General features: G+C 73.2%; 12 protein-coding genes. 3 read left to right on the top strand and 9 right to left on the bottom strand.

The window, feature by feature from the left end:
- Nucleotides 1-6 precede the first annotated feature (6 nt).
- Nucleotides 7-2,346, top strand: coding sequence for a bifunctional salicylyl-CoA 5-hydroxylase/oxidoreductase (locus tag AMK10_RS14850; RefSeq protein WP_079180788.1), 2,340 nt, complete (start codon nucleotides 7-9; stop codon nucleotides 2,344-2,346).
- Here the strand turns inward: AMK10_RS14850 and AMK10_RS14855 are convergent.
- The 4 genes from AMK10_RS14855 to AMK10_RS14870 are packed head-to-tail and all read right to left on the bottom strand — an operon-like array spanning nucleotide 2,333 to nucleotide 6,105.
- Entirely contained in the window at nucleotides 2,333-2,791 is a 459-nt protein-coding gene (locus AMK10_RS14855) for a hypothetical protein (RefSeq protein WP_073748256.1), read from the bottom strand. The two genes, AMK10_RS14850 and AMK10_RS14855, sit on opposite strands and share 14 nt — an antisense overlap.
- Complete coding sequence (locus AMK10_RS14860; protein ID WP_073748257.1) at nucleotides 2,788-3,609, bottom strand: GNAT family N-acetyltransferase; 822 nt, start codon at nucleotides 3,607-3,609, stop codon at nucleotides 2,788-2,790. Before AMK10_RS14860 ends, AMK10_RS14855 begins: the two co-directional genes overlap by 4 nt.
- Nucleotides 3,610-3,662: 53 nt before the next feature.
- The gene (locus AMK10_RS14865) at nucleotides 3,663-4,481 is read right to left on the bottom strand and encodes a PaaX family transcriptional regulator (RefSeq protein WP_073748258.1); all 819 of its coding nucleotides are present in this window, start codon (nucleotides 4,479-4,481) and stop codon (nucleotides 3,663-3,665) included.
- A gap of 4 nt (nucleotides 4,482-4,485) precedes the next feature.
- Nucleotides 4,486-6,105, bottom strand: a complete 1,620-nt coding sequence (locus tag AMK10_RS14870; RefSeq protein WP_073748259.1) for an AMP-binding protein — start codon at nucleotides 6,103-6,105, stop codon at nucleotides 4,486-4,488.
- Between the two features lie 135 nt (nucleotides 6,106-6,240).
- On the opposite strand from AMK10_RS14870, the gene AMK10_RS14875 reads away from it, so the two are divergent.
- Both AMK10_RS14875 and AMK10_RS14880 read left to right on the top strand, forming a co-directional pair.
- Entirely contained in the window at nucleotides 6,241-7,374 is a 1,134-nt protein-coding gene (locus tag AMK10_RS14875; protein WP_073748260.1) for an acyl-CoA dehydrogenase family protein, read from the top strand.
- Complete coding sequence (locus AMK10_RS14880; protein WP_073748261.1) at nucleotides 7,371-7,772, top strand: RidA family protein; 402 nt, start codon at nucleotides 7,371-7,373, stop codon at nucleotides 7,770-7,772. The genes AMK10_RS14875 and AMK10_RS14880 overlap by 4 nt, the downstream gene beginning before the upstream one ends.
- Nucleotides 7,773-7,890: 118 nt before the next feature.
- On the opposite strand, the gene AMK10_RS14885 is transcribed toward AMK10_RS14880, so the two are convergent.
- From AMK10_RS14885 to AMK10_RS14905, 5 genes are read right to left on the bottom strand one after another with little or no spacing between them, the layout of a single operon-like run.
- Nucleotides 7,891-9,024 carry an FAD-dependent monooxygenase gene (locus AMK10_RS14885; RefSeq protein WP_073748262.1) on the bottom strand — a complete coding sequence of 378 codons (1,134 nt, stop codon included), beginning with the start codon at nucleotides 9,022-9,024 and terminating at the stop codon, nucleotides 7,891-7,893.
- A gap of 51 nt (nucleotides 9,025-9,075) precedes the next feature.
- Nucleotides 9,076-9,645, bottom strand: a complete 570-nt coding sequence (locus AMK10_RS14890; RefSeq protein WP_073748263.1) for a GTP-binding protein — start codon at nucleotides 9,643-9,645, stop codon at nucleotides 9,076-9,078.
- Nucleotides 9,646-9,651: 6 nt separating this feature from the next.
- The gene (locus AMK10_RS14895; RefSeq protein WP_073749269.1) at nucleotides 9,652-10,008 is read right to left on the bottom strand and encodes a DUF742 domain-containing protein; all 357 of its coding nucleotides are present in this window, start codon (nucleotides 10,006-10,008) and stop codon (nucleotides 9,652-9,654) included.
- Between the two features lie 47 nt (nucleotides 10,009-10,055).
- Nucleotides 10,056-10,493, bottom strand: a complete 438-nt coding sequence (locus AMK10_RS14900) for a roadblock/LC7 domain-containing protein (protein ID WP_073748264.1) — start codon at nucleotides 10,491-10,493, stop codon at nucleotides 10,056-10,058.
- Complete coding sequence (locus AMK10_RS14905) at nucleotides 10,490-13,378, bottom strand: sensor histidine kinase (RefSeq protein WP_073748265.1); 2,889 nt, start codon at nucleotides 13,376-13,378, stop codon at nucleotides 10,490-10,492. The genes AMK10_RS14900 and AMK10_RS14905 overlap by 4 nt, the downstream gene beginning before the upstream one ends.
- Nucleotides 13,379-13,533 lie beyond the last annotated feature (155 nt).

Genomic DNA, 13,533 nt, shown 5'->3' on the forward strand with positions numbered 1-13,533 from the left:
GACGCGATGCCCCACCCGGACGCGGCGCCCGCCCCGGAGGTGACGCCTGCCCCGGACACCGGGTCCTCCAGGAGCGCCGGGCGGATCGCGGTCATCGGGGGCGGACCCGGCGGGCTCTACGCCGCCGCCCTCCTCAAGCGGCTGGACCCCGCCCGTGACATCACCGTCTGGGAGCGCAACGCCCCCGACGACACCTTCGGATTCGGCGTGGTCCTCTCCGACGAGACCCTCGGCGGCATCGAGCACGCGGACCCCGTCGTGTACCGGGCGCTCAGCGACGCGTTCGTCCGCTGGGACACCATCGACGTCGTCCACCGGGGCGCCACCCAGACCTCCGGGGGCCACGGCTTCGCCGCACTCGGCCGCCGTACGCTGCTGCGGATCCTGCACGAACGCTGCGCGGATCTCGGCGTGCGGCTCCGCTTCCGCACCGAGGCACCGCCCGCCGCCGAACTCGCCGCCCACCACGATCTGGTCGTCGCCGCCGACGGGGTGCGCAGCGCCACCCGCGCGGCCCACGCCCTCCACTTCCGCCCCACTGTCACCGGCCACCGGAACCGCTACATCTGGCTCGCCGCAGACTTCGCGTTCGACGCCTTCCGCTTCGAGATCGCCGAGACCCCTCACGGCGTGATGCAGCTGCACGCCTACCCGTTCTCGCCCGGCGCCTCCACCGTCATCGTGGAGATGCGCGAGGAGGTCTGGCGGGCGGCGGGGTTCGACCTCCGCGACACCGCCGAGTCGGCCGAACACTGCGCCAAGGTCTTCTCCGAGGCCCTCGGCGGCCGGCCGCTGCGCTCCAACAAGTCCTCCTGGCTCACCTTCGCCACGGTCACCAACGAACGGTGGTCGCACGGCAACACGGTCCTCATCGGCGACGCCGCGCACACCGCCCACTTCTCCATCGGTTCCGGCACCAAGCTGGCCGTCGAGGACGCGCTCGCCCTGGCCGCCTGCGTCGAGGAGCAGCCCGACCTGCCCACCGCCCTCGCCGCGTACGAGGCCGAGCGCCGCCCCGTCGTCCTGTCCACCCAGCGCGCGGCCGAGGCCAGCCTGCGCTGGTTCGAGGAGCTCCCGCAGTACGTGGACCAGCCGCCCCGCCGGTTCGCCTTCAACCTCCTCACCCGCAGCCGCCGCGTCACCCACGACAACCTCCGGCTGCGCGACCCCGGCTTCACGGGCGCCGTCGAGGAGGAGTTCGGCTGCCCGCCCGGCACCCCGCCGATGTTCACCCCGCTGCGGCTGCGCGGCCTCGAACTCCGTAACCGCGTCGTCGTCTCGCCCATGGACATGTACTCCGCCACCGACGGCATGCCCGGCGACTTCCACCTCGTCCACCTCGGCGCCCGTGCGCTCGGCGGCGCCGGGCTCGTCATGACCGAGATGGTCTGCGTGAGCCCCGAGGGCCGCATCACGCCCGGCTGCGCCGGCCTGTGGAGCGACGGGCAGGCCGAGGCATGGACCCGTGTCACACGCTTCGTCCACGAGGCCGCCCCCGGAGCCGCGATCGGCGTCCAGCTGGGCCACTCGGGCCGCAAGGGCTCCACCCGGCTGATGTGGGAGGGCATCGACCAGCCGCTGGACGACGGCAACTGGCCCGTCAGCGCGGCCTCACCCCTCCCGTACGCGCGGGGCGTCAGCCAGATCCCGCGGGTCCTGGACCGGGCCGGGATGGACGCGGTCCGCGACCGCTTCACCGAGGCCGCCCGGCGGGCCGCCCGCTGCGGGTTCGACCTCCTCGAACTGCACTGCGCCCACGGCTATCTGCTCTCCGGCTTCCTCTCGCCGCTCACCAACACGCGCACCGACGCCTACGGCGGGCCGCTGGAGAACCGGCTGCGCTTCCCCCTGGAGGTCTTCGACGCCGTACGCGCCGCATGGCCCGGTGACCGGCCCATGACCGTACGGATCTCCGCGACGGACTGGGCGCCCGGCGGGACGGGTGACGAGGACTCCCTGGAGATCGCCCGTGCCTTCGCCGCCCACGGCGCGGACGCCATCGACGTCTCCACCGGTCAGGTCGTCCCGGACGAACGCCCCGCCCACGGCCGCTCCTACCAGACCCCGTACGCCGACCGGATCCGCAACGCCCTGGACGTGCCCGTCATCGCCGTCGGAGCCATCTCCTCCTGGGACGACGTCAACTCGCTGCTCCTCGCCGGCCGCGCCGACCTCTGCGCCCTGGCCCGCCCCCACCTCTGGGACCCGCACTGGACCCTGCACGCGGCGGCCGAGCAGGGGTACACCGGGCCGGGCGTCTCCTGGCCGCTGCCGTACCGTGCGGGCAGCCGCCCCCCTCCGACCGGCCGCACCGACGCCCCGAAGCCGCGGCTCACACTCGGCTGAGCGTCAGGCACTCGTGGCACCGGCAGGGAACCGGGTGCGCGCTGGACCAGTGGGCCGTGCGGTACTCGGCGGCCAGCCTCTCCAGCCGGACGGCCAGCTCCTCGGCGTCCTCACGGGTCGTCCAGCAGCCGCCCACGTCCGCCTCCTCGCACAGCCGCAGCACGGTCGGGCTGTGGACCGCCACGGCCCTGAACGTGTGCAGATTGCGCGTCGCCATGTCGATGGTGATGTACGTGCCGGTGTGGCGCCCGCGCCCGATCGTGGTCAGCTGCTCGTGCGCCGACCCGGCGTAACTCTGGAGCACGTGCACCTTCGAGCCGCCCCGGTAGGACTTGGTGCCGGGCCGCAGTTCCTGGCCGCCCTCGCCGTAGCGCCGCCACCGCACCACGTTCGCGGCGATCAGCCAGCTCCGCTCCTCCGGGGCCTGCCCTGCCCCGGTGCTCACCCCGGCTCCGCGGTGATCAGCAGGCGGTCGGAGACGGCCTCGTAGCCGATGCGCCGGTAGACGCCGTTGCTCGTCGGGTTCGCGAGATCCGTGAAGAGCAGCACCTCCCGGGCCCCCTCCTCACGCGCCACGCGGCTGACCCACGCCGTCACCGCGCCCGCGTATCCGCGGCCCCGGTGCTCCGGCGGTGTGTAGACGTTCGCCACGCGGACCGTGCCCGCCATCCTGCGGGAGACGCCGGCCAGCGACACGGGCTCCCCTCCGGCCTCCCACAGCGTGAGCCCGCCGTGCGCCGTGCGGTCGTCCACGATCCGCCCGGCCCGGTCTCCCGACTGGCCGGTCTGCTCGCCGAAGGCCCTGATCCAGTCGACGAGCAGCTCCCGGTCCGCGACGGTCGCGGTCCTCGGCCCTCCGGCGGGCGCGGGGGAGGGCGGCACCAACGTCCCCAGGCGGTAGAGCCGTTGTTCCCCGTCGACACGGTGCCGGGGCCAGTGGGCGGCCAGGACCTCAGCCGCCCCGCGCTCCGCGTTGACACCCGTCAGCGGGAGCGCGCCCGGCAGCGCGGCGACCGCGTCGGGGGCCGCCGTGCCCAGGACCGGCGGGAAGGGCGGTGTCCACACCAGCGCCCCGGCCACCTCACCGTCCGCCCCGCGCCACCAGCCCAGCACCGGCATCCCCGGGCCGTAGGCGTGCGGCCCGCCGTCCCTGAGGGTGGCGGTCACGGTCAGCAGCAGCGTGTTCTCGGCGGGCCGGGCGGCCAGGGACGCTCCGGCAGCGTCCAGGAAGACCGCGACATCGGCGGTGAAGGTCCAGGGCATGCCTCATCCTGCCGGGACACCGGGCCCCGGGTCACCCCGATTTCGAGGGCCGGTCAGCCGCCGTGCCCCGCGAACAGGGCGCCCGCGTCCCGCAGCCGGGAGTGCAGCAGCCCGAACACCTCCGCCGCCCGGCCACCCGGCCAGTCCTTCGGCAGCAGCTCGTCGGGGAGCCCCGGATCCGCGTACGGCAGCTGCCGCCAGGAGTCCAGCGCGCGGAGGTAGTCGCGGTAGGCGTCCTCAGGGTCGGGCGCCGCGCCGGACCGCGCGTCCCAGGACCGCAGCACCGGTTCCTGCTGCTCCAGGAAGTCGAGGTACAGCCGGGCGATCGCGTCCAGGTCCCACCACCGCGCCACCGATTCCCCCGTCGCGGTGAAGCCGAGGTGCTCGCCGCGGAACAGCTCGACGTACGGGGCGAGTTCGAGGCGCTCCAGGGTGTGCCGCGTCTCCTCGTACAGTCCGGCGGGCGCGATCCACACACCCGGCGCCGCCGTGCCGAAGCCGAGCCTGCCGAGCCGGGAGCGCAGAAGGTGCCGCTTGCTGCGCTCCGCTTCCGGCACGGAGAAGACGGCGAGCACCCAGCCGTCGTCCGGCCGGCGCGGCGGTCGCCGGTAGATCCGCCGGTCGCCGTCGTCCAGCAGCTGACGGGCGTCCGGCGAGAGCGCGTAGCCGGCCGCACCGTCCGCCGTGCGGGCGGGGACGAGCAGCCCCCGGCGCTTGAGCCGGGAGACGGACGAGCGCACCGACGGCGCGTCGACCCCGACCGCGTGCAGCAGCCGGATCAGTTCGGACACCGCCAGCGGGGCGTCGCCGGGGCGACGGCCGTACGCGCCGTAGAGGGTGACGATCAGGGAACGGGGAGTGTGCTCGGCCACGTGATCACTCTAGAGCGGTCGTGCCGCGCAGCAGGAAGCGCTGGAGCTTTCCGGTGGCCGTCCGGGGGAGCGCGGGGAGGAACTCGATGGCGCGGGGGCACTTGTGCGGCGCGAGCACGGACTTCATGTGCGTCCGCAGTTCGTCGGCCGTCAGCGGCGCGCCCTCGCGCGGCACGACGTACGCCGCCACGATCTGGCCCCGCAGTTCGTCCGGACGGCCCACCACCGCGGCCTCGGCCACGTCGGGATGGCGCAGCAGCGCCTCCTCGACCTCGGGTCCCGCGATGTTGTGACCGGCGGAGATGATCATGTCGTCGGCCCGGGCGACGTAGCGGAAGTAGCCGTCGGGCTCGCGGACGTAGGTGTCGCCCGTGATGTTCCAGCCGTGGCGCACATAGACCCGCTGGCGGTCGTCGGCGAGATAGCGGCAGCCCACCGGGCCGCGCACCGCCAGCAGCCCTGGCTCGCCGTCGGGCAGTTCCGTGCCGTGCCCGTCCACCACGCGCGCCTGCCAGCCGGGCACGGGAAGGCCGGTGGTGCCGGGCCGGATGTCCCCGTCGGCGGCGGAGATGAAGATGTGCAGCAGCTCGGTGGCCCCGATGCCGTTGATGATGCGCAGCCCCGTCCGCTCGTACCAGGACCGCCAGGTGGCGGCGGGGAGGTTCTCCCCGGCCGAGACGCACCGGCGCAGCGCGGAGAGGTCGTGGCCGTCGAGCGCGTCGAGCATCAGGCGGTACGCGGTCGGCGCGGTGAACAGGACCGAGACCCGGTGCGCGGCGAGCGCGGGCAGCAGCTGCTTGGGGCCCGACTGTTCGAGCAGCAGGGCGGATGCGCCGGCCCGCAGCGGGAAGACCACCAGCCCGCCGAGCCCGAAGGTGAAGCCGAGCGGCGGGCTGCCCGTGAACACATCCTCGGGCACCGGCCGCAGGATGTGACGGGCGAAGGTGTCGGCGACGGCCAGCACATCGCGGTGGGTGTGCATGCAGCCTTTGGGCCGTCCGGTGGTGCCCGAGGTGAAGGCGATCAGCGCGATGTCGTCGGCGGCGGTGTCCACCGCCCGGCAGGGCCCCTGTCGGGCCGCCGCGAGCCGCGTCAGGTCGTCGGGCGACTCGCCCCCGTACGTCGTGACACGCAGCCCGGGCACCCCGGCCGCGGCCAGGTCGTCGACGGACCTGATGTCGCAGAGCGCGTGACCGACCCTGGCGAGCGAGCAGATGGTGGCGAGCTCGGAGGCGCGCTGCTGCGCCAGCACCGTCACGGCGACCGCCCCGGCCTTCATCACGGCGAGCCAGCAGGCGGCGAGCCAGGGCGTGGTGGGGCCGCGCAGCAGCACGCGGTTGCCGGGCACGACGCCCAGATCACGCGTCAGCACCTGGGCGATCCGGTCCACCCGGTCCCGCAGCTCCCCGTAGCTCCAGACGCCGCCGTCGGGGGTGCGGAAGGCGGGGCGCCCGGGTCCGAAGCGTTCGACGGTGCGGTCGAGCAGCTCGTATCCGCAGTTCAGCCGGTCGGGATAGGCCAGTTCGGGGAGATCGAAGACCAGCTCCGGCCGGTCCTCGACGGGTGGGAGATGGTCGCGCGCGAAGGTGTCGGTGTGCGCGCTCGCGGTACCTGACGGCTTCATGAAGCATCGCCTCCCAGGACCTCTCGTCCGGATCCGGCCTGACCCGAACGACAGCCCCTTGTCGCCCTTGGAGCGTATCGTTTGAGTGACGGTAGTCAACGGTCCGCGATAAGTCGTGACAAGAGAGGCGCCGGTATGACGGCATTCTCCCTCGATCCCGGTCAAACCGCCTGGTGCGAGGAGCTGTACGCCCTCGCCCGCGACGAGCTGCGGCCCCTCGCCGAGAAGGGCGAACCCGGCCGGGTGAACCGCCCGCTCGTCGCCGCCCTCGGCGGACTGGGCCTGCTGGACAGACTCCTCGGCTCCGGCGCGCTCGACCTCTGCCTGCTGCGCGAATCACTCGCGCGGGGCTGCACCGAGGCGGAGACCGCACTCGCGCTCCAGGGGCTCGGCGCGGGACCGGTCCGGCAGGCGGGCACCGAGGCCCAGCGCGCACGCTGGCTCCCCGAGGTGCGCGCGGGCCGCGCCGTCGCGGCCTTCGCCCTCAGCGAGCCGGGCGCCGGGTCCGACGCGGCGGCCCTCGCCCTGGCGGCCCGGCCAGGCCCCGGCGGTGACGGCTGGCGGCTCACCGGCGAGAAGTGCTGGATCTCCAACGCCCCGGAGGCCGACTTCTACACGGTGTTCGCGCGGACGGGCGAGGGCCCCGGAGCCCGAGGCGTCACCGCGTTCCTGGTCCCCGCCGACCGTCCCGGACTCACCGGCACGGCCCTGGACATGCTGTCCCCGCACCCCATCGGGGCGCTGGACCTCGACGGCGTACCCGTGACGGCCGACGACGTCCTCGGGGAGCCGGGCCGGGGCTTCCGGGTCGCCATGGACACCCTGAACCTCTTCCGGCCCAGCGTCGGGGCGTTCGCCGTCGGCATGGCGCGGGCCGCGCTCGACGCCACCCTGGAGCACACCGCGCGGCGCACCGCCTTCGGCGGCCCGCTCAAGGAACTCCAGGCCGTCTCCCACCAGGTCGCCGAGATGGCCACCCGCACCGAGGCCGCCCGTCTCCTGGTGTACGCCGCCGCCGCGGCCCACGACGCGGGGGAGCCCGGAGTGCCCGGGCGCGCCGCGATGGCCAAGCTGTACGCCACCGAGACCGCGCAGTACGTCGTCGACGCGGCCGTCCAGCTGCACGGCGCCCGCGCCCTGCGCCGGGGCCATCTGCTCGAACATCTCTACCGGGAGGTCCGCGCGCCCCGGATCTACGAGGGCGCGACCGAGGTGCAGCGCACGATCATCGCCAAGGAGCTGTACGCGACCCAGGAGACGCCCGCATGAACCCGCTCACCCGGATCAACCCCACCGAACTCGCCCCGCCCACGGGCTTCTCGCACGCCGTCACGGCGACCGGCGGCCGGCTGGCCTTCCTCGCCGGCCAGACCGCGCTCGACGGGGACGGGAAGGTCGTCGGCGCCACGCTCCCCGAGCAGTTCGAGACCGCGCTGGGCAATCTCCTGACCGCCCTGCGAGCGGCGGGCGGCGCCCCGTCCTCCCTGGCCCGGATCACCGTCTACGCCACCGACATCGCGGACTACCGCGCCCACGCCCCCGAACTGGGCGAGATCTGGCGCCGGCTGGCGGGGCGCGAGTACCCGGCCATGGCCGTCATCGGGGCGACCAGGCTCTGGGACGAACAGGCGATGGTCGAGCTCGACGGCATCGCCGTACTGGACTGAGCGGGAACGCGGGAGGGGCGGCGCGGCACACGCCGCACCGCCCCTCCCGCGTGACGCGGACCGAGCCGATTCTTTCGGATCAGGCGTCGCGAGCCCGGCAAGATCCGGAAGAGACGGACTAGTACGGCTTGACCAGCACGTGTGCGGCGCCCGGCATGCCGACCTTCAGGAGCTCGTCCTCCTCGGGCGTCGTCGCACTGCCCGTCTCCTCCTTGAGGATCGCGCGCGAGAGGTTCTGCACGAACATCGCGCGGGGGCGGCGGCGCTCCTCCCAGGCGGCGAGCGCCGCGGGCACGTCCGCCCCGGCGTCCAGCGACTCGGCGAGCACCAGCGCGTCCTCCACCGCCATCGCCGCGCCCTGCGCGAGGTTCGGGGTGCTCGCGTGCGCGGCGTCACCGGCGATGACGATCCGACCGACGTGCCAGGGCTCGTCCACCGTGACCTGCGAGATGCGCGAGTACACGACGCCGTCCGCCGACGTCACCTCGGCCAGGGCCTCGGCGACGGGCCCGCCGAACGCGGCCAGGCGCTCCGCGAGCTCCTCGTGCGCCCGCGCGGGGTCCGGGCGGAAGTCCGGCTCCTCGGCGGTCACGGCCGCCAGATACATCAGCTCGTCCGTGATCGGGGTGAGCAGCGCCTTGGTGGACGACCGGCCCGTGCTCACGACGACACCCTGGACCTCGGGCAGCCGGTCCACGGTGACCCGCCAGTTGGCGAAGCCCGTGTACTCGGGCGCGAAGCGGTCGCCGTACAGCCGGGTCCGCAGCGGGGAACCGATGCCGTCGAAGCCGACGACCAGGTCCCAGCGGGCGGAGGTGCCGTCGGACAGGGTGACGTCGACCCCCGAGCCGTCGTCCGCCAGTTCGGCGATCGTCGTACCGAAGCGGATCGGTACCCCGGCCGCCTCGGTGGCGGCGCCCAGCACCTCGGCCAGGGCGGGGCGCGGGATGCCGTTGCTGGCGGGGGCGCCGTCCATCCGGGGCTGCGGGATCTTGGCGAGCGTGGCGCCGGCCGGGTCGCAGATGGTCAGCACCTCCCACTCGAAGCCGGCCGCCACACAGGCGTCGAGGACGCCGATCTCACGCATGACGTGCAGAGCGTTGGACGGCTGGATGATGCCGACGCCGAGTGCGTCCAGCTCGTCGCGGAGTTCGACGACCTCGACGGTGTGACCGCGCCGGGCCAGCGCGACGGCGAGCGTCAGCCCGCCTATGCCGCCGCCGTGTACCAGTACACGCAGGGGTGTTGCCATCTCAGATTTCTCCAGGCGGGAAAGGAATTGAAGGGAAGAGGGAGGGGCGGCTCAGCCGACCGCCGCCGGCAGGCTCATCAGGTGGTCGACGAGTGCGAGCAGCACATCGCGGCCGAAGTGCCGCTCCCGGACGTCGCCGATCAGCAGCGGAACATGCGGATCCAGGTCCAGAGCGGCCCGGATCTCGTCGTTCGTACGGGTGTTGTGCCCGTGGAAGCAGTTGATGGCCACCACGAAGGGGATGTCCCGGCTCTCGAAGAAGTCGATCGAGGCGAAACTCGTCTCCAGGCGCCGGGTGTCGGCGATCACGACCCCGCCGAGCGCCCCGTTGACCAGGTCGTTCCACATGAACCAGAAACGTTCCTGGCCGGGGGTGCCGAAGAGGTAGACCACCAGCTCGGGACTGACCGTGATGCGGCCGAAGTCCAGCGCCACGGTGGTGGTGTTCTTCTCGCCGACACCGGCGAGGCTGTCGACGCCGATGCTCGCCTGGGTGAGGTATTCCTCGGTGCGCAGGGGGGCGACCTCGCTGACGGCGCCCACCAGGGTGGTCTTTCCGACGCCGAAGCCACCGGCTATGAGGATCTTGACGGCGGAAGGCGCCGTCTGACTGGTTGTCATCTTGGGTCAGAGTCTCCGGAGTCCGTCACGTACGGCGGCCAGCAGGCCCATGTCGGCCCCGCCGGACGCCCGGGCCACCATCAGGGGAGCGCGGGCCAGCAGCAGGCCCTGGCCGACCAGGTCGGCCAGCAGGATCTTGGTCACCGAGACCGGCAGGTCGAGGCCCGCCGCGACCTCGGCGACCGCCGCGGGCCGGCGGCAGCGGTCCAGGATCATGCGGTGCTCCGGCTGGAGCCGGCCACCGCGCAGCGGGGTGCCGTGCTCGTCCACCGCCTCGTCGGCGGTGGTGAGCACGGTGATGAGGCTGAAGTCGTCCCGCTCGGGTGCGGTCCGGCCACGGGTGATCGTGTACGGGCGCACCATCGTGCCCGCGCCGTCCTCCTCGGCCTCGTCCTCGTCCCAGTAGGACCTCACGCCCGCTGCCCGTCCCCGGTACCGAAGGCGTCGAAGTCACCGCGCGCGGGGGCGGTGAGCTTCTGGCCGACCTGCTGGACGAGGTTGTGCATCGCCAGCGACATCACCTCGGCGTCGACCTCCTGGGAGGCGACGACGGCGAGGTGGGTGCCCTGGCCGGCCGCGATGATGAAGAGCCACAGATCGGCCAGCTCGACGATCACCTGGTGCACCGAACCGCCGTCGAAGAGCTGGCCGACCCCACGGGCGAGGCTCTGCTGGCCGGTGCATATCGCGGCGAGCCGCTCGGCGTCGGCACGTTCGATGGTGCGCGAGTGGCTCACCACCAGTCCGTCGTCGGACAGCAGCACGGCGTTCAGTGTCTCGGCCACCGAGTCCACCAGACCGTCGAGCAGCCAGTCCAGGTCCTGGAGGGTGGCGGTTGTGCGTGTCATGACCGTTCTTCTCTCGTAGGGGAGGGTGCGGTGGGGGCGGGGCCCGACGGCTCCTCGGCCGCACGTGCCGCGCGCGAGCGCCGCTGGAATGCCCCGATCGCGGCACCGGCCCGCCGGGGGACGGGGCGCAGCAGCGGGTTCTCGTCCCAGGCCGGGGGCTTGGGCGGGGCTGTCCGGGAGGCCGGGTCCACCCGGAGCTCGTCCACCAGGCTGGCCTGGCGTACGCGGCGGGGGAGCGGGGGCTCCCCTCCCGCCGCCGGAAGTGCGGGGAGCGGGGCCGGAGCCGCGGGCGGGGTCTCGGGACCGGCCGCACCGTAGGCGTGCGCGGCGGTCTCGTCCGGGGCCGGGTAGGACCGCGGGTAGGACGGCTCGGGGGCCGGGTACTCCTCGGCCGGCTCCGCGTACGCGTGCCCGGGGACGGGGTACTGGCCCGCGGCCGTCATGTACGGCTGCTCCTGACCGGCGTACGGCTGCCCGGCCCCGGGGTAGGGGCCCTCGGCGTACGGCTGTTCCGGCGCCGGGTAGGCGGGGACGGCCGTGGTGTACGTCTGGTCCGCGTCGGCCGTCGCGTACGGCCGGCCGGCCTCGGCGTACGGCTGTTCCGGCGCCGGGTAGGCGGAGCCGGCCGCGGTGTAGGTCCGGTCCGCCTCACCCGTCGCGTACGGCTGGTCCGCCTCGGCGTACGGGGCCGCGTCCGGGGTGTAGGACGGCCCGTCCGGGGTGTAGGGCTGTGCGTCCGGCGGGAAGGGCTGTCCGGGTACCGGGAACGGGTCGCCGGAGCCGCCGTACGGCTGCTCGGGGACCGGCTGTTCCTGCTCCGGGGGCCGCGTCCTGGCGGCGTGGTCGGCCAAGGCGGTGACCCCGGCCATCGCGCGTCCCTGCACCCGGGTCGGCAGTGCGCCGGGGGCCGCGGGCGCGGCCATCGGCGGCTGTTCGTCCACGGGGGACGTGGCCGCCGAGGGGACGGCGGCGGGGCGGGAGCCCGGCTCGGGCACCGTCAGCGCGTCGGGGACGAGGACGACCACGCGGGTCCCGCCGAAGGCGGAGGGCCGGAACTCGACCCGCAGGCCGTACTGGTCGGCGAGGCGCGAGATCACGTAGAGGCCGAGCCTGATGTCCTCCGAGTGGGCCAGCACGTCCATCCGGGGCGGACGGCTCATCAGCTCGTTGGCCTCGGCGAGCTGTTCCTCCTCCATGCCCAGGCCGCGGTCCTCGACCTCGATGGCCAGGCCCCGGCTCACCTTCGCCGCCCGGACCTCGACCGGGCTCGGCGGACGGGAGAAGCTCAGCGCGTTCTCGATCAGCTCGGCCAGGACGTGGGAGACCGGGCCGACGGCCCGCTCGGCGAGCCACGGGGCGCCGTCGAGGTCCAGCACCACGCGGCGGTAGTCCTGCACCTCGCCCTGCGCGGACCGCATGACGTCCAGCAGCGGGACGGGCTTGCGCCAGCGCCGGTGCGGCGAACCGCCGGCGAGGATCACGAGGTTCTCCTCGTAACGCCGCAGACGCGCCGTCAGGTGGTCCAGGTCGAAGAGGCCGTCGAGCACCTCCGGGTCCTCGTGCTTGCGCTCCAGCTCGTCCAGCTTCTTGAGCTGCTGTCCGATCAGCTGCTGGGTACGGCGCGCGATGCGCTGAAGGAGCCGCTCGAAGCCGCGGTGCTGGTCGGCCTGCCTGACCGCGGCCTGGAGGGCGCTGGTGCGGGCCTGGTTGAGCGCGCCGCCGAGCCGGGTGAGCTCGTCGCCGCCCTCGCCCGGGGTCTCGATCGCGCGGGCCTCGGCCTCGACGTCGATCTTCTCGCCCTGGGCCAGCCGGTCGACGACGTCCGGCAGTGCCTTCTCCAGCTCCTCGGCCCGCTCCTGGAGTCCGGAGATGCGCCGGCGGAGGTTACGGGTGAGGCGCCAGGTGGTCCAGACGACCGCGACGACGGCGAGCAGACCGACGACCGAGGTGATGATCATCTTGGTGAGCAGGGACATGACGGTGCCCTTGCCGGTCACCATGACCGCGTCGGTGCGCTGTTCCAGCAGATCGACCAGCTGCGGGGTGACACCGTCCATGGCCTTGCGCCAGGCCTTCTCGTCGGCGTCGAGCGCGACGAATCCGGACCGGTCGGCCTCGGCCGGGCGGAGCACCTGCTCCTCGATCTCGGTCTTGGCGGCCCAGGCGGAGCTCTCCGTCAGCTTCTGCCACTGGTCCCGCTCGTCCTCGGGAAGGTAGGGGACGACCTTGGTCCCGGCCTGGAACGCCTGGCCGGAGACCTCCTTGCGTACCTCCTGGAGGTCCTCCGTGCTGAGCTTGCCCTTGGGCCAGCCGCGCGCCAGGATCGCGTCCGAGCGGGAGATCATCTCCTTCGCCCAGAAGAGGTCCACCAGCGGCTGTCCGAGCGTGGTCACCTCGCCGTTGTCCACATGGCTGAGGGCCGCGAACAGCTTGAGGTCCACGGCGATCAGGTCGGTGTAGTAGCCGTAGACCACCGCCTGCTGGTCCCCGTCGCCCTCGTCGACCAGGGAGCGCTGGGCGGGCAGCTGGGTGATGGCCTCCCGGGCCTTGCCGACGGCCTCGCGCACCTCTTCGGGCGCGTCGTCCGCGGTCACATCCGAAAGCGACTGAAAGGTTTTGATCGCCTCATCGGTGAGTGTGCGCTGCTGCTTCAGCGCCGTGGTGGAGTCATCGGGACGAGCCAGCGCTTCCGCGCTGAGCCGGCGCTCCTCCTGCAGGTTGTAGTACACGATGTTGGACGGTTGGCCCGCTTGTTCGGCCAAGAGTCCCTGGGCTGCCTGGCGTTGAAAGTCCAGGAGTGTCTGACCACTGGTGACGGCCCACAGGGCTGCCAGTGCTACTCCGGGGACGATGGCCAGTACGAGGAGGGCTGTCCGCAACGACATGGGTGCCGAGTCGGTCCGCCGTGACGCGCGCGTGCGCAGGGGAGGCTCCTTGACGATGATGCCAGCCGGTGACTGGTCAAATACGTTGAGAACTTGGACGCGTTGATATTAGTCACAGTGCAAAAAAGAAGAGAAAGTGGCCTCACATGTGCAAC

This window comes from Streptomyces sp. CB02058 (genome assembly GCF_001905505.1).
GTDB lineage: Bacteria > Actinomycetota > Actinomycetes > Streptomycetales > Streptomycetaceae > Streptomyces.